This window comes from Bartonella tribocorum (assembly GCF_002778015.1).
GTDB classification, from domain to species: domain Bacteria; phylum Pseudomonadota; class Alphaproteobacteria; order Rhizobiales; family Rhizobiaceae; genus Bartonella; species Bartonella tribocorum_B.
The window spans coordinates 74804-97427 of sequence record NZ_NJPP01000004.1; the positions used below are offsets into that span (position 1 = coordinate 74804).

The following is a 22624-nucleotide window of genomic DNA, read 5'->3' on the forward strand; positions in this document are numbered from 1 at the left end:
TAAATGGCACAAAAAATTCTCTAAAAAGCAGCTGAGCTCACACGCTCACACCAATTATTTACGACAAACTTAGATTCAAAACATAAAAAATAAGGAACTCCCAACAAAACGAAAAACGTGAAAAATCAATACACCCTTTCCCTGAAACGCTCTTATCTTTCTTTTTTACGCCATATGAAATATGACTGTATGTAAAAATTCTTTCCTTATTACAAAAACCTTCAGTGTCACAAAACACAATTTTTTTGTAAAGTTTTATCTTCCCACAAATTTTTACATCACCAAAAACCAAAGCATTATTGTAAACACGAATCTTTCTATAATCACGAGCATCACGACAAGCTTCAATATATTGAGTATTCAAAATTTGACCAAAAGCGACCACATTCGTGTAAACATATGCCTTTCCACTCATATTCAAATGACAACAAAATCCCCCCTTCATAAACATACCAATTCTTGTCTCCCCCTAAATGACCATATATTAGTGCAGTGTCATAAACAAAAATATCCTCAAAAACACAGACTTTATTATAAACCGTAGTATCATCAAAAGCCCCCACCCTTATAGGAACATTGATCGCATATATCACATTCTACCAAATAACCACCTTCATGCTCCAAATTATTTTTGTGTTCTATAAAAATACCAAAATCACTTTTTTGAGATTTCTAAAGTTTTTTAACGCATATAAACAACATACTTCTGATAGTGACCTAATTTATTACAATAAAAGAGAAATAGGCCTTTTTAACCTATGAATTTATGTTTTTTCTACAATCACAATCTTGTCTCTTAAGGCTGTAAAGCTTCGCTATATGCTCATATAGCGGCTTAACGGAGAATTTTTACAAACGCTGATATTAGGGGGTATATCTTGATTTATAATGCTGCTACGTATACTATCATCGTTAAATCTCATAAACACACGCGTGCGTACCACCGTTTCTGGTGTGCACACTGATTTCTTTACAACCGTGGAACTAAGGAACCATTTTTATCGATTCGAATCTAAAAGTGTATGGGGGCATTTTGTTATTAGTTAAAAACAACTCTATATGCTTCGTTAGCGAAGAGCTCTGCATGGATATTTTCACGCTCCTTGTATCACATATTCTGGATTCGCGATGCAATATTAACGCTATAGCGTAAATGTGTAAAGGTCTAAAAATGACAAAGACTGAAAAAGATTGGTTCCAACGCTTAATTGAATTGATAAAAAGTGACGGACGAACAATGATCGAAATAAGCAGAGCAGCGGGCTGTGGACAAAACTATGTCCAACAAATGATAAAAGGAGGAAAGAGGCCTTCAGTCGATAAACTTATGGCTATTCTAAACACACTGGGAAATGCAAGCGCCATATATGTCATAACCGGCTTCAACATCTCCGATGAAGACCTAAAACTTATAGCTTTGATTTCGTCTGGAGATAAAAAGAAGATTGAAGCTTTAAATGTTCTGTTGAATGAGAAGCAGTTGTAGAATTTTCTACTCTATCCAATATCGCTTGCTTTTGAGATGTCGATAAAGACTCCCATTTTACAATAATATCAGATAAAGCCACCTCAAATTTTTCATCATTCTTCATAGTAACACTCCGTATTGTCAAACAATATAACGCTAAAGCGTTTAGATATATCTCATACCTTAGAAAAAAATATTTGTAATAGGCAGTATGGAAGCAATTTTGTACAAACTTATTTTATAAAATCCGATAAAATTCTATGCGTTATGTACCATAACAAAACAGAAAGCATCGCTCGATCCAGACCTTCTTATGAAAATTGGTATGATCTATCAACAACGCGAATAATGTTATGCAAATCTTGTGATTCGAACCAATAACAAATTAATGTGAAAATATCTCTAATCAATACTTCTGAACTCTTTATGAGAGAATACGGAATAAGAAAACAAGAAAAAGCTTATTTTAAAAGAAATAGTGTATCACACTTTTATTCTACAGAGCATCATTTAGCTTTTCTACACAATATTGCAAAGCAAAAATATAATAATGCGATAGGGAATAGTTCTTATAAACAGCCCCACAACCGTAAAACCCTGTAACGTATTTACAAAACACCCCCTTTTGAAAATACTCTTTAAATACTGATGCTCTATCATGAATAAAACAATATTAAAAAAAATAAAGTGAATCACTACCCATGATCTTGGTACGTAAATTGTATGTAAATTTACAACAGGAAAAAAATTCTCTTACGTAAATGAAAAATTATGATCTTTGAAAAAGAAGTGTCTTTTTTCAACAAAATATCACTTCCTTTGCCAGTCATTTTGCAGAAAAGAGAAAACGCTCTTCACAATTAATACAAGAAAATTTTAGCAACACAAAAAAGAGCAAGGCTTACCGGAATACTGCCAAGAGCTTATGAGAAAAGTCCTTGTGATTTCAGTACAATTTTAATGACATAAGAACGATCATTTGAGCATTAGGCAGAAAACGTACAATAGTAAACAATAGCATTTTAATGAACTTTTCAATATCACAGAAAATATTCCTTACAGAATAATAAACGCCTATCACAATCAAATTTGAACAACACAAGGTCATCCCTAACAATCACTCAATTGGGATCTCAAAGAACGATTGACAAATTCCTTTTCGAGAACACTCCACCGCCCTATAAACAATACCTTTCAAAAATCATAAAAAACTTTTTTCTTGGAAAAACATATCAACAAATACTACCCTCGCGCTCCCATGCTTCCTACGAACATCTATATCCCCTTTCATATACAATCTTTTATCATGATGATGTTATTCGAATATCTCAAAAACGTAAAAATCATTCAAAGAAAGCGGATTGAAACGCTCTGTTTTTCTGTACATTTGTTATGAACAAGCATAACATTTAGCATTGTTTTTTGGGATCACTCATTTGCAAAACAAGCATAAATAAACGCATCCCATGAAGGTCCTCCTGCTTTATAAAGAACATTCCATAGAAAAATAAAAACAGCATATGCATTAAGAACGTAAACAACAACACTCACCAAATTAATCTCGATGCTTCAATGTTATAAATGAAAACATTTCTTTGATGGAATTGAAAAGAATATCATCACTTTATATATTAAAGTAATGAATAGAAAAATACCACAATAAAAAGTAAAAAAGAGTTTAGAACAAACAGAGAAACAAATCAAAGAACAAAGGATGTAGAATCTTCAAACTTTATACTAAGCTATTCATTTCCTTATTGAAAAACTCCCTTTTCTATTGAACAATTCCCTATTGGTGGGCCCGGAGGGACTCGAACCCCCAACCAAGCGGTTATGAGCCGCTGGCTCTAACCAATTGAGCTACAGGCCCTACATAGGTGGTCTCTCTCTAAACTAAAATGCTCTATGATACAAGAGCTGAGCCAAATTATAACCCATCTTTTTCTCTTTTCTATTGGTTTTTTTTCTAATGCCCTAATTTCTTTACAAGAACTCTCAAAAATGAGAGAGTTGTCAACTGATAAATGTAAAGGAATAGATATGATAGAAAAAAAAATTCAACCACTGAAGAGTTCTTTAGTTAAAATAGCTATATTAGCATTCACACTCTTAGCCTCTTTATTAACTGTCCATGCTTATGCTGAAGAAAATAAAAGAGAGGCAACAATTACAGTGACTGCCACCGGAGACAGTCAAGCAACACCGGATATGGCAATTATTAATCTCGCCGTTGTTACTGATGACAAAACGGCTCAAAAAGCATTAGCAGCAAACAATAAATCTATGAATGATATTATAAATGCCTTTAAAAGCAATGGTATCCAAGCAAATGATTTACAAACATCGGGCTTATCTATTTATCAATCGTCTCACGAAAAAAAGAATAATGAAAAACTCTATCACGTTTCAAATTCTTTAACCGTACGCATTCGTGATCTTAGCAACGCTGGTAAAATTTTTGATCAAGCAATGGCTCTTGGGATTAATTCAGTCAATGGTATTACTTTTACCAACGCAGATACGAAGCCATTTTATAAAGAAGCACGTAAAAAAGCCATTACTGAAGCCATTGAAAAAGCACAAACAATAGCACAAGCAGCAGATTTAAAATTAGGAAAAATTATTGAAATCAGTGAACACGAAGATTACTACCGCCCAACACCGCGTCTCATGAGTAAAGCAGCAGATGCAAGCTACGCAGATACAAATTTTGCAGGGGGTGAATTAAATTACAATGTGAGTATCACTGTCGTCTTTGCGATCGACTAAACCACCAACCATTGTATAAAATACTCATATCACTGGCCTTCACAAAGAAGACCAGTAATATGAGTGAGATAATCTTCTTCAGATGATAATTCATCTTCGGAAATCTCTATGTATCCACGTGCAGAAATGTGTGCTTTATGCACTGTCTGGCAGTCTCCCGATACCAATGGGTGCCACCATGGGAGATCTTTTCCTTCATAAATTAATTTATAGGCACAGCTTTCTGGAAGCCAACGTGCCGTTTTAACGGTTGTCATGTCTAACACTATACAATCTGGTACAATTGATTTACGATGAACATAGTCTTGACACTGACAAGTATCCCCATCTAAAAGACGACAAGCAATACTGGTTGCGTACAGATCGCCCGTATCATCATCCTCAACTTTGTGGAGACAACAACGACCACAGCCATCACAAAGGCTTTCCCACTCAGAGAATGAAAGCTCTTCTAATTTTTTTACTTTCCAAAAAGGAAGTTTGCCACTCATAAACTCAAGCACACCTTTTTAATAAAGACGATCGTTTTTAAAAAAATAAAAGTTTAATTTCTATAATTTTATCTATTTCTGTCTCTTAAAAAGACAAAACTCAATGCGTACTTCATACAATTTTCTTAAAATCTATCTGAAGAAAAAGAATATATTCAAAAAATAGCGTATATAAATGAATATAGCCTATTGAAAAATCCCTTTGTAAACAGACAAAGAATAAAATGCGTCACCTAAAACGATAGAATAATAACCTTTCTCATCACAAAGACAGTACGGCACACTATAAATTTATTCTTGAGATAGCCCATTTCTTTAAAAAATGAACCGCTCTAGCCAAGATAATATTTTATCGTTCATTTCTTAAAAATAAAACTACTCTACTCCATAAATACTCTTGCCCTAAATCTATTTCCTTTTAGAATAGAGAAGTACAAAGCCCTAAAGCTACGAAAAATATTAAAAATCGTAAATTTTTTATATTATTCAAAACCTTCCCATATTTTTCTCAAAAAAGCTTCCAAGCACACAGAAAAAACTTCCCCCTCCATAAAGAACACAGGGAAAATGATTAAAATATACCAATTCCTTTATTTAAGAATCGAGAAAACTGCGTAATTTTCGTGATCGACTAGGATGCTTCAATTTACGAAGTGCCTTTGCTTCAATTTGACGAATACGTTCTCTTGTAACAGAGAACTGCTGCCCTACTTCTTCCAAGGTGTGATCTGTATTCATCCCTATCCCAAAACGCATCCGTAAAACACGTTCTTCCCGTGGTGTTAATGAAGCAAGAACGCGTGTTGTCGTATCGCGCAGATTTGCTTGGATAGCAGCATCAATGGGTAATAAAGCATTCCTATCCTCAATAAAATCACCCAAATGGGAATCATCTTCATCACCAACAGGCGTTTCGAGTGAAATAGGTTCTTTTGCAATTTTAAGAACCTTTCTCACTTTTTCTAACGGCATAGAAAGTTTGCTAGATAATTCTTCTGGTGTTGGCTCTCGTCCAATTTCATGGAGAATCTGACGGGAGGTACGAACAATTTTATTAATTGTTTCAATCATATGAACAGGGATACGAATAGTGCGTGCCTGATCTGCAATTGAACGCGTAATGGCTTGACGAATCCACCATGTAGCATAAGTTGAAAACTTGTAGCCGCGCCGATATTCAAACTTATCCACAGCCTTCATTAAACCGATATTCCCCTCTTGAATAAGATCAAGAAACTGCAAACCACGGTTAGTGTATTTTTTGGCAATTGAAATAACAAGACGTAAATTAGATTCGACCATCTCTTTTTTTGCAATGGTTGATTCACGTTCACCTTTCTGCACCTGCATAACAATCCGGCGGAATTCACCAATCGAAATAGCCGTTTCTTGCGCAAGATTTTGTATTTCACTCCGCAATTTTTGAATTTCTTTTGCTTCACGCTTTGAAAATTCTTTCCAACCCGGCGTAGGCAAAGTGGCAATATAATTCATCCAATCTGCATCCAATTCACGCCCTTGGTATTCTTTTAAAAAATCTTCATGACCAATACCATAACTGTTAGCGATTCGTTTTAGCTTACCTTCATTATGAATCAATCTCTTATTGATGTCATAAAGCTGTTCAACCAAAGATTCGATGCGATTCTGGTTCAAAGAGAGAGACTTTACGGCTTGAATCAACTCCCCCTTTAATTGAATATATTTCTTCTTCTGAGAGGCTGTAAGAGCCCCCTCTTTACGCTCTGCCAAACTACTTTCAACATGTTGATCTTGTAATTTGCGTAATTTCACATAGGTTTGAGCAATAAAATCCAATGTTTCCATAACTTGAGGACAAAGCTCATTTTCCATTGCTGCAAGGGATAAGTTAACATCATCATCGTCTTCTTCATCATCGTCTTCAATGTGTCTTTCTCCAGCACTCTCCCCCATATTATGCATACCGGAAGATATTTTTTCTTCTTTTGTCCTATCAACTTCACTTCGTTCAATAACCGGAGCCTGCTTTGCTTCTGGCCCCGCATAAGTTGTTTCAAGATCAATAATCTCGCGCAGAAGAATACGCTGTTCTTTTAACTCGTCACGCCAGATAATAAGAGCCTGAAAAGTCAAAGGGCTCTCACAAAGCCCCGCAATCATTGTCTCACGTCCTGCTTCAATACGCTTAGCAATAGCAATTTCACCTTCCCGTGAAAGAAGCTCAACAGCTCCCATTTCACGCAAATACATACGCACCGGATCATCGGTACGATCTGTTACTTCGCGCTTATTGGTTGTCGTTGCAATTGCGTGGTTAGAGGCTTCGACTAAGCCCCCCCCCTCTACCGTAATTTCTTCTTCATAATTTTCAGACTCGACCTCATTGTCATCATCGACAACATTAACCCCCATCTCAGAGAACAGCGCCAAAATATCTTCAATTTGTTCGGATGTAACCTCCTCAGAAGGAAGAACGGCGTTGAGTTCATCCATCGTGACATAACCATTTTTTTTGGCAAGTTTAATCATTTTCTTGATGGCATCATCAGAAAAATCAATAAGAGGACCATCCAAATTCGCTTGGCTTGTTACTTCCACATTATCTTTCTGTTTAACCTTTGTTGCCATACCATAACTCCACTCGATCACTTTATAGTTTCCATGTAACCATCGTTTCCATGTGACCAGCTTTTTTATTCTCACTTAAATTGACCAATAGATTCTCATATATACTTCCTTTTAAGAGATTACTATTGGAAAGAATACATTTTGTATACGCCTTAACATCCAGAAAAATTGTCATCCAGACAAAAACGCGGAAAAACTCCAGAAGTTTCCCCGACACCTCTCAACCTTTCTGAGATAATCTCTGCACCCTATCGTAAGAACCAATTTCCCGCTTTTCCTAAAATTCATTCTAAAATTCAATTGTTATCTTTATGAAAATGTCACTTTACATGAACGTCCTCATCTAAAATTTAAGTGACTGATTCGCACTAAAAAAGCGAATCATTTTATCGTATCTTGTGTATTCCCGTCTATTTTTTCATCCAACCAACTTCCAAACCCTTCAATTAATGCTTCTGTCGCCTGCATCTGCTCCAGCTCATTTTTTACCTCCCGAAGCAGATCAAAAACCTCACTCTTAGGATTTTCTACAAGTTGCTCTTCAATATCCTGTAACCTCTTATGTAGGTGGTGTTCCTGAAGATGCAAGTAGACAGCTTGTTTTAATATAGCACGCGCATCTTCTATAGAAGCTCCCCCAAAGATAATACGCATACCAATATTTTGCACAAGATGTTTCATACGCTCTAATAAAGCTTTTTGCCCTCTTTTTTCTAAGAACGCAACCATTGTCTCTTTATCATCATGAAGCGACTGATCCCCAAGAATTTCCAACATCGTTTGGTGAAAACAGATCAATTGTGTATTTTTTAATTCTAACGCGCAGAGAATCTCAAAATTTTCATGCCATAACTCAGGATAGTAAGCTAAAGTGAGTAAAATCACAGCTTCACGCAATGGAATAGCTTGCGAAGAATTTCGTACTATTTCAGAATTTTCTAATAAAGAAAAGGATTGACCTTTAAAGATGCTATTGGGTGAAGTCTGTCCATAATATCGCCCCCCTCCTTTCTTTTTTGAAAAAGAGGGACGAAAAAAATCAAAAAGGCGTTTTTTTACATCTTGCAAATAATAACGGCGGACATCTTCATCCTTAATTGTAAAAACTTGTTGTTTGAGTTGTTTTTCGAGCGTTGCTCGTGTCTCTGGAGTTTCAAAATGCTTTCCATAGGTAGCACGCCACCATAAAAGTTCAACCAAAGGAATTGCTTTTTGCAAAAAAGAAGAAAAAAGCTGTGCACCACCAGCACAAATAATTTCATCCGGATCTTTTCCTTGTGGCAACAAAACAAAGCGGACACAAACCCCAGCCTTTAAAAGAGGCAATACCCGATCAGCAACGCGAAAAGCGGCCTTTAAACCAGCATCATCACCATCAAAACACAAAATGGGCTCCTTGCCCATCTGCCATAAAAGCTCAATTTGCGCTTCCGTTAATGCTGTCCCTAAGGGCGCTACGACTCCTTCAAAACCGACTTTAGTCAATGCAATGACATCCATATACCCTTCGACAACAAGAAGTGAATGAATTTTTTCATCGCCAACAAAGCGACTATTTTTGCGCGCCGCTGCCGCGTTATAAAGTATATTTCCTTTATGAAATAGAACTGTTTCAGGGCTATTGAGATATTTTGCTCGTGTCTCTTTTTCTAACGCACGCCCTCCGAAAGCGACCACACGTCCGCGCAAATCCTCAATAGGAAACATAATGCGATTTCTAAATCGGTCATAAGAATCCGCATTCTCCTCATGTACTGTAAGAAGTCCACATTCTTCCATTTGCTTTATTGAAATACCACGGGCACTTAAAGCTTCTTTCAAAGCTGTACGCCCCACCGGTGCAAACCCAATTCGGAAGCGCTCTATAAGCTTTTGCGTAACACCACGTGCATCCAGATAACGACGTGCCTGTGCACCTCCTTTATCGCGTAAATGATATTGAAAAAAATCTGTTGCAATTTTCATCACATCATAAAGATCAGCTTTTTCCATTTGACGTTGATGACTTTGTGGGTCAAAAACGGGTAATTTCATTCCCGCAAAGTCAGCCAAACGCTCGACACTTTCTGAAAAGTGCAGTCCATCAAGCTCACAAAGAAACGTAAAAATATCTCCGCTTACCCCACAACCAAAACAATAATAGCGCCCTTTATGGTCATCACAATGAAAACTAGGCGTTTTCTCACCATGAAATGGACAACAACACCAAAAATCCCCCCGTGAAGGCTTACTTTTTCGAGGATCAAAATCCACCCGTTGCCCAATCACTGTTGAAATTGGGAGTCTGCTACGCAGTTCATTAAGGAAATCAGGCGGAAAACGCATTATCTCTCACAGAGTTTTAAAATTCTTTTTTGCATATTTAACGACTTTAGAACATAATTCCAATACTTTCTCTTAAAGCAGTTGCAAAATTTCAAACTCTCAACTGCCTATAATTTTAGAAATGGAGAATAAAAAAGTGATCGAATTTATTGTTCAATATCCGTGGTTAGAAGCTATTTCTTGGCTTATTATTCTTATAATGGTCACCCTTTTAATGAATTTTATAGGACGAAAATTACTCTTTCACGGAGCAAAAAAGCTCTCTTCTTTTCTCCCCAAGAATACAACAATCGATATTAGAAATGCTATTCAATATCTAGCGAATATCATTTCAGCCTTTATTCTTTCAGTCGGTGTTAATTTTATACCAACATTGCCCGATGCATTCAGCACTGTCATCAATAATGTTGCCAACGCCTTCATTATCTTTTTTGTTGTTCTGACAATTTCTGCTTGTCTCAATATCATTAACATCCTTTACGAGCAACAACCAACAGCACGACTAAAACCAATAAAAGGTTATATTCAAATTGCTAAAATTGCACTTTTTGCTATTGCGGCAGTTTTAATGGTCGCCACATTAATTGACCGTTCCCCTCTTATCCTCTTCTCCGGTCTTGGTGCAATGGCCGCGGTTCTCATGTTAATTTTTCAAGATACCCTTCTTTCTCTCGTTGCCGGTATTCAAATTTCATCTACCGATATGGTTCGTGTTGGTGATTGGATTGAAATTCCCAATCTCGGAGCTGATGGTGATGTTATTGAAATTGCCCTTCATACTGTTAAAGTTCAAAATTTTGACAACACCATCACCTCAGTTCCTATCCGTAAACTTGTAACTGACCCTTTTAAAAATTGGCGCGGAATGCAAGAATCAGGTGGCAGACGCATCAAACGTTCCCTTTTTATTGATCAGTCCAGTATCCATTTTCTCACAGAAGAAGAACAAAAATATCTTTCCCGATTTAATTTATTAGAAAATTATTTCACGCAAAAAATAGCAGAAATCAATCAATGGAACGCTCAATTAGAGAAAAATCATGATATTGTAGCCAATACGCGCCGTTTAACCAACATTGGAACTTTTCGTGCTTATATTTTTGCTTATCTACAACAGCATCTCAACATCAACCCCAATATGACCTTTATGGCCCGACAATTACCCCCTACAGAAAATGGTTTACCTTTAGAAATCTATTGCTTTACAAACACGACCGTTTGGATAGACTATGAGCAAATTCAAGGTGATATTTTTGACCACCTTTATTCCGTTCTTCCCTTTTTTGGTCTAAAGGTTTTTCAAAATCCAAGCGGTTATGATTTTAATAAAATATTAAAAGCAAAATAAAAACAATAAACTTTAATTTATAAATTTCGAGTTAACCCTATTCATAAACAAAAGAGAAAGAAAAAGTGTCATGAATGGTTCATTGGTACTCCTCAATCTTGCTGGCGCTGTTTCTTTACTTCTCTGGGCCACACGCATGGTGCGCACAGGAATTGAACGCGCCTATGGTGACAGGCTTAAATATAACATGCGCCATGTCATTTCCAACCCCTTTTTTGCTGTAAGTTTTGGACTTTTTACCGCAATAATTTTACAAAGCTCTACAGCCATAACTCTGCTTGTTGGTTCTTTTGTTGAATCTGGTTTTGTCTCTGGATTAGCAGGCCTTATGGCTGTTCGTGGGGGAGAATTAGGATCAGCACTGGTTGTTAAAATTCTCACCTACGATCTCACACTTGTTGTGCCGCTTTGTCTTTTAACTGGTACTTGTATTTTCATGACAACGGAAAAGCGTGAGTGGCGCCAAATAGGACGTATTGTTATCGGTATTGGTCTTGTGATTTTGTCTTTACAAATGATAAGTACAGCGACAGAACCTTTACGGGATAGTGAAGTTCTGCCGAGCATCATTCGTTATCTTTCAACCGATCCTGTTTCAAGTTTTTTGTTGGCTGCGACTTTAACCTACCTCTTACATTCATCTATTGCAGGAATCATTTTGCTGGTTAATTTTGCCAACTATGACCTTATCCATATGCAACTTTGCGTTGTCATGGTTCTTGGTGTCAACTTTGGTTCTTCTCTTATAGCCCCCCTTTTAACGCGCAATGCTTCTCCCAATACCCGTCTCGTTCCTTTGGGGAATTTACTCATGCGTGGAGCCGGTTCAATCCTTGTTCTGCTCTTATTTCTGTCTTTTCAACCATCCATCACATGGCTTGGTAACAACGCCCCTACTCAAGTGATCAACGCCCATATCATTTTTAATGTTTTCATTCTCCTAGCTGGAATACCGCTTTCAAAATGGGTTTTAAAATTGACCACTCAAATTGTGAGTATGAGTACAAAAAAAACGCAAGCCGATAAAACGCTTAATTTATCGGATCAAACAGCCCTGGATGATAGTGTTCTTGAACGTCCAGCTTTAGCGCTTCCCAATGTCATGCGTGAAGTTATTCATATTTGTGATCTTGTCGACATCATGTTAGAAAAAATCATGGATCTTTATGAAAAGCCTGATCCCAATATGATTGCTGAACTCAATCAACTAAATACCATATTGGATAAAAAACATACCGCTATCAAACTTTATCTTGCACGATTAGCAGGACAAAAATTATCGGATGAAGAAGCTCTTCAAACGCAAGAACTTCTAGGTGCCTGTATAAAATTAGACCAAGCAGGCGATATTATTATCCACAATATGCTGATGCTGGTTAAAAAGAAACAACAAAAAAGTCTAAAGTTCAGCAACGAGGGCTGGAGTGATCTCCTTCGTTTTCATGCCATTGTACTAGCCAACGCGCATATCGCATTTAATGTTCTCGTCTCCCGTGACACACACACTGCACGTTTATTGGTTCAAAAAAAAGATCAACTACGAAACTTAGAAAAAGAGATGAGTTTAAAACATTTTAAACGCTTACGTGAAGGAGATCTCAAAAATATAGAATCATCCAGTCTTCATCTTGATACTGTCCGCGACCTCAAACAAATTAACGCTCTTTTGACCTCAATGATCTACCCTATTTTAGAACAACAGGGACTTCTGCAAAGTTCGCGCTTACGCAATCCTGCTGAAGAACAGACAGAAAAATCTTAAACTTTTAAACTAAATCAAACAAGAAACACATCACATCAATTATTTAATTTTAAACATTAAAATATCTTACTTAATATATTGATTTAATCAAAATATTTTACTCTTTGAAAATTTAAACGAGCTCTCTTCAAGAGCATCAATTTCTTTCATTTTTAATCTATTCATAATAAATTCTTAAAAATCACTTGCTTGTACGATACAAGCCGATTCGGCCATGGAGAATAAAACTCTTGAAAAAAGAATGCCTCATCATCTCAAAAAAAGTTATGAACATTATCAAGTAACTTATTGATTTATGATGAATAATTTACTTTTTATATTGAATGAGCCACCAAATATCGCAAGATTTTCTCATTCCAAACCTGTTGCCTGTTAAAGAACTCAAAATCATTCGCTTGCACAAGGAAAGTGGAGAATTCTGCGTAGAGAAAAACGATACAAGAAAGGATTTTAAAGCGCCTCTTATGAAGCACCTTAAGAACCATTGCAACATTCGGGGCAAATGTGTGATGGCTTCAGCTTGCTCTTTTATGAAATCTAAAAATGGGGAAGCTCAATGAATTTACCACCCTTCACAGACACTGTTGTAAAGTGGAGCTTTGGAACGTTGAAAGAGATCTCTATAGAAGATGACTAAAAATATGATCGTGCCAACCTAAATTCACCTTTTTAAAAAAGATACCTTCACAGTAGCAGCAAAATAAAGAAACACCCGATAAGGAGTGAAAAACCCCACCCAATTGCAACGTTTTATCCATACATACTTATATCAATATTTGTAGAGATTGAACTTATACAGCATTTTATCATGTATAAACAACACAGTTTCAATATCATTTTAAATAATATGGATATCAATTGGCTAACGCCAAATCTTTAAATATCCACTTGATTTATTGTTCTAGTTACAATTATTTTTTTCAAAACTTGAGAGAAAACGATTGTTAAAAAATATAATAAATACATTTTATACATTACTAAACTATTTTAATAAATAATTTCTTTATAAATTAAAATTTTTTATATATATTTAAAACTATTATATATTATACTTAAATATATGAATATTATTTTCATATACAAGAAAGTAAGAAGTAAAATATCTAACAAAAATATCCTTTCCACTGAGTAAAAAGGAATAAACCTTGATCTTTACAAAGTGTACTCTAGTTACAATTTAAATTCAGGCAAAGGAGAGTATCATGGAAAATGCAAACATCGGTTGGATTGCAGCCATTATTATCGGCGGGATTGCTGGTTGGGCTGCACAGTATATTATGAAAAGCCAAACAGGGATACTGTTAAATATTATCTTAGGAATTATTGGCGCTGCGTTAGCGAGCTTCCTTTTTAGTCTTTTAGGCGTAAGTTTTGCTGGCTGGCTTGGTTATCTTATTTCAGGTTTTATTGGAGCCTGTATTCTTATATGGATAGGACGAAAAATTCGATCATAGGACATTTATTGCTTCAATCAGCTTTTGATGTTCAATAAAACAACTGGAATATTTTGAAATATTTCCCCATAATGCGTTGATACCATTTTGGGTATGATGGTGGAATGTTTAAGCTACGACTTCTGGCATACACCATCATGCATCTTAACGAGAAACAGTCAAAGGCTTTTATAAGGTACCTTTCCATATCTCTATAAACATACGCAGATCAGGAAAGCCGTGTATGTTATTTTAATGAAATACGAATTTATTTCTGTACCATATTTTGGGACCAAACGTACAACTCCAGCTCATCTTGCTATCATAGAAATCTACAAGGTTACAAAGATCAATCAATGATGATGATGAAAAATCCTACTGCGTAATATTTCACGCCTATATACTTCATCAACAAAATCATTTTTACTAAAAAAACCCGGAGAGCTCTTTTGCATTCTTAAAAGCTAAAGATAGGAAGTAAGCGCAAAACGATAAAAAGAATTATTCTAGTATGCAAAATAAAAAAACAAACGTTATTGATACATTCCCTTTTTCTTTTCCGAATTTGTTATCACTTATCAATTAAAGGGATTTAAAGTGTTTAATATAAAAATTTAAATGATGATGTATTCTTTTAACTTAAATTTTAACAAGGCTATATAAACACTGCTAATAGAAAATAATTTTATTATAATAATTTAAGTATTCTATATAAAGGTTTTTCTCCTCTTAAAATTTCCTCTTTATATTGATATAGATGAATTCTTCATCCCTTTTTCATATGCGTTACAAACAGGTATTAAAGTATGAAATACCCCACCCTTTCCCATTGTTCTATCAAGAAAACTCTATAACGCATGATCTGAAAGTACTCCAAATAAAGCATTATAGATTATTTTGCTCTTTTAATGAAAATAACGCTATAATCTATTCTCTACATCTCTTCTTTTAAAGATCTTTGCTCTTGATTTTCCCTTTGATATTTTTCTTTTAAAATCTTGCTGCTTTTATACGCTTATATTACAATAAAACCATCTCTTTAGCGCACCCAGCATAGACATATAGAATAGGATTTTAGATGTGGAGTACAATGATGTCTGATCTTGAAGATTCTATCTTACCACCTCTAAAGTGGCTCAGTGATCAAAACCCTCCCGTACCAGAGAACATTCGCGATTGGCTTATGGAATTGGGCTCGATGACGCTGCGATTAAAAAAATATTGCACCTGCCTCGAAGTTCAACAACAACGCGAATGTTTTATTACACGAGATAAATTAAAAGAAGAAGCAGAACATCTCCCTAAAAGTACCCGTTATTGGCTACGCGAAGTCATATTGATGGGAGATAATAAACCTTGGCTCCTTGGACGCACTGTCATCCCACAAGAAACCCTTCTACACAATCAAACCTTGATGCATTTAGGAACAACCCCTTTAGGACAATATTTATTTAACAGCGATAAATTAACCCGCGATTACATTCATATTGGTCAACAAGGCGCTCTATGGGCACGCCGCTCCCGTTTACGACTAACGGATAGGCCATTATTGCTAACTGAGCTGTTTTTAACAGACTCACCCCTCTACCTTCAGCATACATAGAGGATACTTATTTTATTCTGCACAATGTCTAGATTTCATATAGCTTTAAAGCAAAATTTTTCAAAATTGCCTCAAAACAAATTACAAACAAAGGGTTGTTTTCCAAATATTTCTTTATCTTAGCTGAAAAATGTTTCTCACAAAAAAGCATTTTCAAATTCTGCATTCCTTATCACAATCATGAAAACCAGTGCTTGAATTCAAGCAGATACGCACCATATTAATAAAATCATCTGCATTCAACTTCTCGTCGAGTAAAGAGCTCTCTTGGAAAATAATAACAACTCTCTATCCAATAAGTGCTTTGAATCATCAAAAAAGACAACAAAATACGCCTACAAAAAGTTTGAAATTCGGATGAGTTAGCTTTTTCCTGCTATCCCATTTTTTATCTTTAACAGTAAAAACAACAAATCTTTTTAGTTTTTTTAATGATATAACAGCTTTGAAGAACAACAAAATATAAGATAGAAAAAATATTTTATTGCCCCATGAGCCCCAAAAAACAGCTTTGTTCATTTCAAAGGATTATTTTCTTGATAAGAGCTTTGTGTATAAAATAAACACCATTGATCAATATCCTACTGACGAACAAAGGCCTCGCACAATAAAAAATATTTTCCCATTCCTTTGAATTGATAAAACCTATTGCAATTTTTTACGAAGACTAGTGCACACTTTAGAAAAATTCATTTGCCCCGCATAGCGTTCTTTAAGCCACGCCATCACCTTACCAATATCACGTAATTTTTCAGCTTTCGTTTGTGCCAAAGCTTCGCAAATAACCTGTTCTACTTCTATCTCCTTAAGCTGATAGGGAAGAAATTCACGAATAACCTCTATTTCTGCTTGTTCTTTTTCTGCTAACTCCAAGCAACCAGACTCTTTATAGGCTCGCATTAATTCTTCACGCTGTTGAAGCATTTTAGTAAAAACAGACTGTATCTGCTGATCATCCACTTCTCGCTTTCCCTCATCATAATAAAGAATATCACGATCTCTAACCGCAGCATTCATTAAACGAAGTGTAGTAAGACGTGCACTATCTTGCGTTTTCAAAGCAACCTTAAGAGCCCCATCAATTTGGTCACGCAACATAAATCTACCCAATTTTGTTCAAGCGGAAAGCGTCTTTTAACCAATCTTTATCCATCTTGCAATGGAAGATAAAAAATAAAAATAATTGAAGTCTCGATATTAGAAAAGAGAAAAACAAGACTTTACCTCTTCATGGAATCCCCTTATAGTTTTTATTTTAAGCAAAACATGACTGGAATAATAGACACAGCATCTGTTAGAGGTATGGTTTTTGTGTAAAATTAACCATTATACCTTTCAGAAAATAAATTGTGGATACACCCTATGATACAGACAATTTCATCGAGCAGACCTTGGAGTATCAGCAAACCCACAGCCCTCTTAGTCTTAGCTGATGGAACCGTCATCAAAGGCAAAGGAGCTGGTGCGACAGGGGTTGCTGAAGCTGAAGTGTGTTTTAATACCGCCATCACAGGCTATGAAGAAATCCTTACAGACCCATCATACACACAACAAATCGTTAATTTTACTTTTCCTCATATAGGAAATGTAGGGGCAAATAGTGAAGATATTGAATCTCTCACTCCTCTCAACTATCATGGTGCTGTTGGCGCTATTTTTAAGGCAGATATTACACATCCTTCAAATTATCGTGCCAATGAAAATCTTCATCAATGGCTAAAAGCCCGTAAAATTATTGCACTTTGTGGTATTGATACACGCGCACTCACAATTCTTATTCGTGAAAAGGGTGCGCAAAATGCTGTCATTGCGCATCATTCTGATGGAAACTTTGATATTCCTTCTTTGAAAAAACGTGCGCAAAAATGGCACGGTCTCATCAATCTTGACCTTACGAAAGAAGTATCATCTCAATCATCAATGCAATGGGATGAAGAACCATGGTGTTGGAATAAAGGATATGGCACAAACAATGAGCACAATCTTCACATCGTTGCCATTGATTATGGTATTAAACGCAATATTCTTCGCCTTATGGCAAAACAAAAAGCACGCATTACTGTTGTGCCTGCCCACACAACAGCAAAAGAAATTCTGGCAATGAATCCTGATGGTGTTTTTCTTTCTAATGGACCAGGAGATCCAGCGGCTACATCTCAATATGCCATTCCAACAATCAACACATTGATTGATCATAATTTACCAATTTTTGGAATATGTCTTGGTCATCAACTGCTTGCTCTTGCTGTTGGCGCAAAAACCGTAAAAATGCACCAAGGACATCACGGTGCAAACCACCCCGTTAAAGATCTTAACAGTGGAAAAGTTGAGATTGTATCAATGAATCACGGTTTTGCTGTAGATGCAACCTCTTTACCAAAACATGTCCAAGAAACACACATCTCTCTCTTTGATGGTTCTAATTGTGGTATTCGCATCATTGGAAAACCTGTTTTTTCTGTTCAATATCACCCCGAAGCTTCTCCTGGACCCCAAGATAGTCACTACCTCTTTCAGCATTTCTGTGATCTCATTATGAATTATAAAAAAATATCTTGAAACAAAATATCTCACCTTCTCGCTTCTCTTCTTTGAAGAGTGTCTTTTTCTTAACGCATAACGATACTATTACCGACCATTTTTTGAGTGAGTATTATCACTCATCATTTCGCAATTAAAATAAAAGACTTAGCAATTTCAATGAGAACACTAGCGTAAAACTTTCTCCCTCTCCTGCTGTTCATTTTCATGCCCCTCTTTTTTGGACCCCTCATTTTAAGATATTATATCCTATCAATCAAAATCACAGGCTTACATCCTCCAAGAAAAATGAGTGTGTCAATATTTGAGTGCCTCACTAAAAGCTATCGTAATATTGGAAACTGGTAAAGTGAATGATGATGCATCTTTTATAAATAGAGAGAAATGTGTATTGTGAATCTTATACCATTTATAGAAACTGTTCTCTTCTATTCTTCATCGGCACTATCATGAAATTGGTGTGACCTTCTTGAAAACGATAAAGCCGAATAAAAAATGATAGCTCGAAAAGGCTTTACAACTTTATATTCTTCCAAAATGAGATTTTTTTGATTTCCAAAATGATGCAAATAAATATACGCAATATTTTACTTCCAGTTTGGATATAAAAAAACTTAAATTGTTCGCATAACACTAAGGAATCTAACACTATGGCGTCTTCTTCAACATACTGTCCCATGAGTACTGAATGTTGATAAAAAAACACGGGCTTTATGATGCATAACAATCCAACAAAACAAAAAAATTATTTGCAATGAATGAAAAGGATATGTCGGTATTTTATACAATACTTTGCAAGACAAACATTACAAAAAAACTTTCTGCCTATCAAATATAATGTTTGTGCATTCTCTAGCAAAATATTCTGACCCACCCCATTTACAAATTAACGTACGCGTACCCGCAAGGCAAAAATGACCGTTGCAACAACAAGAAGCAAAAAGCCTCCAACAAAAGGAGCACCAGAAAAATAAAACAGTGCATTTTTATCTATAAAACATTCAAAAAGAAACACATAAAAAACAGAACCAAATATTAAACTCAATGAAAAAACCGATGTCATCGCTCCTTGTAGTTCTCCTTGTGCATTTATAGGCACCTGCGCTGAAGCAATAGAACGGATAGGGGCATGAACAAGATATTCAAGCATTGTACACATACAAACCATATAAACCATCCACCCCTTTGTTGCGAAGGTATAGCCCAGCATAGCAACAGATGCAAACAAAAGCCCCACAATAACAATATGCCAATCACTCCATCGCTTAGCAAAATAAGGCAAAATAAGAGCAACGACAACAAATTGGCTTATCCCAAAAACACTATAAGATAACCCAATCGAAAATGAACTCCAATCATAGCGTTCTTTCGCAATGAATGCCCAAATGCTTAACCATATAGATTCCGCAAACAAATAAAGAAAAAAGACCACCAACACCCAAAGAACCATCGGATATTGCTTCAATTGCCAAAAAGCGCCTAAAGGATTTGCCCGCTTAATATCAAAAAATCGCCTATTCCATAAAGAAAGAGTTTCTGGAAACATAACCCAAGCAAAAATAAAATTAACGAGAGAAAAACCAGTCGCAAAATAAAACGGGATACGCGGACCAAACTGACCTAGAAAACCACCCATAAACGCCCCTAAAATAAACCCTAATGCAGATGCAACACCTAATAGGCCAAAATTGCGTGTACGGTTTTTTTCATCCGATATATCAGCAAGATAAGCCGTACAAGTTGCAAAACTAGTGCCACTTATCCCTGATAAAAGCCGCCCGATAAATAACATAGAATAGCTCCATGCTATAGCACATATCAGATTATCGAGAGCAAAGCAGATAATAGAAACAAGCAAAATAGGACGACGACCATAACGATCAGAAAGATTACCAATAACAGGAGCAAACAAAAACTGCATCATTGAATAAGCTGCCAGTAATTTTCCTCTTTCTACAAAAGATGTACTCACATCTCTTCCTGTTAACTGAGAAAAATATTCAGGCAAAACAGGACAAATGATTGCAATGCTAAGAATATCTAACAATAAAATGATAAACACCAAAATCAGTCCACGCTGGACAAACTTCTTATTGAACATCTCATCTTGCATGACATACACACTATTTTACATATATAGCCACTCCCCCCTTGTCTTTTGCCAAGTTCTCTTTTTTAAAACTATTCTATACCGTATAATTTTCACATACAAAATAGTAAATAAATTAAAAACTCAAATAAGAGTCAAGTTAAAAATATAATTTACTTTAAATTATTAAATATTAATAAGAACAAATCAAGTCTCAAGGGATATAGAATATTCGAACAATTTTAGAAACATTATGATTAAGTTTATCAAACATCATTTCCCCTTTTCATACCACTCCTTTCAAACGTCTCAATTCTATTGAGATACATCAGATATTCCATAATACCTATAATTATTAAAATCTTTAAAAAGATAAGCTTTTAAAAATTTTTTACCCTCAGAATATACAGTAAGGTTAAAGAAGAAGAATCAAAAGAGCTTAAAACTGTAAAAAACTGATCATATTTATTGAACACCTCAATGATTATATGCTATTATTAAATCCAATAATGATTTAATAAGCATGAGGAAATACCACTTTTCGTGAGAGTTTGCCGTAAACTGTTGATTAAAAAATGGTGTATACAATGCAAAAAATATCGCAATTCATTCTCATTTTAATGTTAGTGACAGGATGTGAAGTTCAAAATTCTGATTCACAAAAGGGTGTTTTAGAAAATAAAATAGAGACCCAACAAACAACCGGCGTAGAGCTAGAAACAACCAACGTAGAGCTAGATCCTTATACTTTAAATAAATTAAATGCTCTTCTCAAAAAACGTTCAGAAACAAGTGATCACGAAAAAGGAGCCCTGATTGACGTTCTTTCCAAAGCTTTTTTAGGAACACCTTACAAAGCCAATATGTTACATGGCTCAGAAAAGATACCAGAAAAACTCATCATTGATTTTAGAGGCTTGGATTGCTTTACTTATCTGGATTATGTTGAAGCATTGCGCAAATCAACATCCCCGAAAGAATTCGTAAATAATGTCATAAGAACGCGTTACATTAAGGGGAATGTTCATTTTTTAGATCGAAAACATTTTTTTACAGACTGGGCTTATAGAGAATATAAACTCGCCACTGACATTACCGCTGAAATAAGTCCTCATGCAGTCAGCATAGAAAAATATCTCAATAAAAAAGCTGATGATGGAGCCTACCTTCCTGGACTTCCAGTTGTGAAACGCACAATAACGTATATTCCAAGTAACTTTATTAATGAAGAGGTTATAAGCCGTTTAAAATCAGGGGATTTCATTGGCATTTATACAAAACTTGCGGGATTGGATGTAACACATGTGGGGTTCTTTATCATGACAGAAAAAGGGCCAATGTTACGAAATGCTTCTTCACGAAAAGAAAATGAAAAAGTCGTCGATTCACCTTTTATGGATTATGTTGCAAAAACACCAGGAATTATTGTTTTAAGAGCTCTTTAAGAACATCATAACGATATGAAAGAGCTTTTCTATTCTTAATAGATATCCTGAAGTTATTTAGATAAACATCGAGTTTCCGACAAGCTACACGGATAAAATCATTTTTGGAGAAATGACGGATTTATAATGACCTTTACGGACTAAAAGCTGAAGAGAAAAAAAACTTTGTTGTCGTGTCATGCCTTCTTTTCATATTCTCGAGCTAAGAATTATCTATAGATTAGTGCCGATCTGATCTTTATGAGTACATAAAAATATATCGTTTTTTTGTAAGAATAAGTAAAACAAGATATGTTACGATTGTTGTTTCACTAGGCCTTTTTATAAAAATGTGATCTATCTCTCCAATTTATTGCATATAAATTTTGACTTTATAGCGTTGTTTGCCTCAAAAGTCTTTGCTTTTTCTTATTGTCTATAAAGTCAAATCGCCCTAAAGCAGCAGCATATTTAAGATAAAAATTCAAATATACCAATAATGGACGAGCAGTTGCAAAATTTTGATGCTCGATTGTGAATGAGCATATTGCATAACCTATTCAGAATCATCTCCAAAGCAATAAAAAGATAGCCTCATTAAAAAAGAATATGAAGGCATCAATAAAAAACGATTTCCATCTTTACCATCATTCTTTAGTTCAGCTTTGCTGACTTTCTAAAGCATCTAAAAGCAATACCTTTGAAAGAGTAGAGATATACGCATGATCTTTTTTCAATTCTTTAATGGAGGCTACTCAGCT

15 protein-coding genes and 1 tRNA gene are annotated in these 22624 nt (G+C 35.4%); 8 read left to right on the forward strand and 8 right to left on the reverse strand.

What is annotated here, in order from left to right; genetic code table 11:
* Positions 1 to 58: 58 nt before the first annotated feature.
* Positions 59 to 451: a hypothetical protein gene (locus tag CEV08_RS09650; RefSeq protein ID WP_210421459.1), complete on the reverse strand. Its 393-nt coding sequence runs from the start codon at positions 449 to 451 to the stop codon at positions 59 to 61.
* 720 nt (positions 452 to 1171) lie between these two features.
* Between CEV08_RS09650 and CEV08_RS02750 the strand changes: the two genes are divergently transcribed.
* Positions 1172 to 1486, forward strand: a complete 315-nt coding sequence (locus CEV08_RS02750) for a helix-turn-helix domain-containing protein (protein ID WP_005773173.1) — start codon at positions 1172 to 1174, stop codon at positions 1484 to 1486.
* Here CEV08_RS02750 and CEV08_RS09795 read toward each other — a convergent pair.
* Together CEV08_RS09795 and CEV08_RS02760 are read right to left on the reverse strand one after the other, a co-directional pair.
* Positions 1410 to 1592: a hypothetical protein gene (locus tag CEV08_RS09795; protein WP_100130260.1), complete on the reverse strand. Its 183-nt coding sequence runs from the start codon at positions 1590 to 1592 to the stop codon at positions 1410 to 1412. The genes CEV08_RS02750 and CEV08_RS09795 overlap by 77 nt on opposite strands.
* A gap of 1669 nt (positions 1593 to 3261) precedes the next feature.
* Positions 3262 to 3338, reverse strand: a tRNA-Ile gene (locus CEV08_RS02760).
* Positions 3339 to 3508: 170 nt separating this feature from the next.
* On the opposite strand from CEV08_RS02760, the gene CEV08_RS02765 reads away from it, so the two are divergent.
* Positions 3509 to 4237 carry an SIMPL domain-containing protein gene (locus CEV08_RS02765; RefSeq protein ID WP_100130293.1) on the forward strand — a complete coding sequence of 243 codons (729 nt, stop codon included), beginning with the start codon at positions 3509 to 3511 and terminating at the stop codon, positions 4235 to 4237.
* Between the two features lie 29 nt (positions 4238 to 4266).
* Here the strand turns inward: CEV08_RS02765 and CEV08_RS02770 are convergent, their stop codons facing one another.
* The 3 genes from CEV08_RS02770 to dnaG form a co-directional block, all read right to left on the reverse strand.
* Positions 4267 to 4728 carry a YcgN family cysteine cluster protein gene (locus CEV08_RS02770; RefSeq protein WP_100130261.1) on the reverse strand — a complete coding sequence of 154 codons (462 nt, stop codon included), beginning with the start codon at positions 4726 to 4728 and terminating at the stop codon, positions 4267 to 4269.
* Positions 4729 to 5322: 594 nt separating this feature from the next.
* Entirely contained in the window at positions 5323 to 7338 is a 2016-nt protein-coding gene (rpoD, locus tag CEV08_RS02775; RefSeq protein ID WP_100130262.1) for an RNA polymerase sigma factor RpoD, read from the reverse strand.
* A 381-nt stretch (positions 7339 to 7719) separates the two neighbouring features.
* Positions 7720 to 9663: a DNA primase gene (dnaG, locus tag CEV08_RS02785; RefSeq protein WP_100130264.1), complete on the reverse strand. Its 1944-nt coding sequence runs from the start codon at positions 9661 to 9663 to the stop codon at positions 7720 to 7722.
* Between the two features lie 136 nt (positions 9664 to 9799).
* Between dnaG and CEV08_RS02790 the strand changes: the two genes are divergently transcribed.
* The 4 genes from CEV08_RS02790 (at position 9800) to ubiC (ending at position 15809) form a co-directional block, all read left to right on the forward strand.
* Positions 9800 to 11011, forward strand: a complete 1212-nt coding sequence (locus CEV08_RS02790) for a mechanosensitive ion channel family protein (protein ID WP_100130265.1) — start codon at positions 9800 to 9802, stop codon at positions 11009 to 11011.
* A 70-nt stretch (positions 11012 to 11081) separates the two neighbouring features.
* Positions 11082 to 12773, forward strand: a complete 1692-nt coding sequence (locus CEV08_RS02795) for a Na/Pi cotransporter family protein (RefSeq protein WP_100130266.1) — start codon at positions 11082 to 11084, stop codon at positions 12771 to 12773.
* A 1202-nt stretch (positions 12774 to 13975) separates the two neighbouring features.
* Entirely contained in the window at positions 13976 to 14227 is a 252-nt protein-coding gene (locus CEV08_RS02805) for a GlsB/YeaQ/YmgE family stress response membrane protein (RefSeq protein WP_012232083.1), read from the forward strand.
* Positions 14228 to 15296: 1069 nt separating this feature from the next.
* Positions 15297 to 15809, forward strand: coding sequence for a chorismate lyase (gene ubiC / locus CEV08_RS02810; protein WP_180753538.1), 513 nt, complete (start codon positions 15297 to 15299; stop codon positions 15807 to 15809).
* A gap of 645 nt (positions 15810 to 16454) precedes the next feature.
* Here ubiC and CEV08_RS02820 read toward each other — a convergent pair.
* Positions 16455 to 16907: a GatB/YqeY domain-containing protein gene (locus CEV08_RS02820; RefSeq protein WP_100130270.1), complete on the reverse strand. Its 453-nt coding sequence runs from the start codon at positions 16905 to 16907 to the stop codon at positions 16455 to 16457.
* 264 nt (positions 16908 to 17171) lie between these two features.
* Between CEV08_RS02820 and carA the strand changes: the two genes are divergently transcribed.
* On the forward strand, positions 17172 to 18368 hold the full coding sequence (gene carA, locus CEV08_RS02825) for a glutamine-hydrolyzing carbamoyl-phosphate synthase small subunit (protein WP_100130271.1): 1197 nt from the start codon (positions 17172 to 17174) through the stop codon (positions 18366 to 18368).
* Positions 18369 to 19236: 868 nt separating this feature from the next.
* Here the strand turns inward: carA and CEV08_RS02830 are convergent.
* Positions 19237 to 20451, reverse strand: a complete 1215-nt coding sequence (locus tag CEV08_RS02830; RefSeq protein WP_432417141.1) for an MFS transporter — start codon at positions 20449 to 20451, stop codon at positions 19237 to 19239.
* Positions 20452 to 21026: 575 nt separating this feature from the next.
* Between CEV08_RS02830 and CEV08_RS02835 the strand changes: the two genes are divergently transcribed.
* Positions 21027 to 21884 carry a DUF1460 domain-containing protein gene (locus tag CEV08_RS02835; protein ID WP_100130273.1) on the forward strand — a complete coding sequence of 286 codons (858 nt, stop codon included), beginning with the start codon at positions 21027 to 21029 and terminating at the stop codon, positions 21882 to 21884.
* The last annotated feature ends 740 nt before the right edge of the window (positions 21885 to 22624 follow it).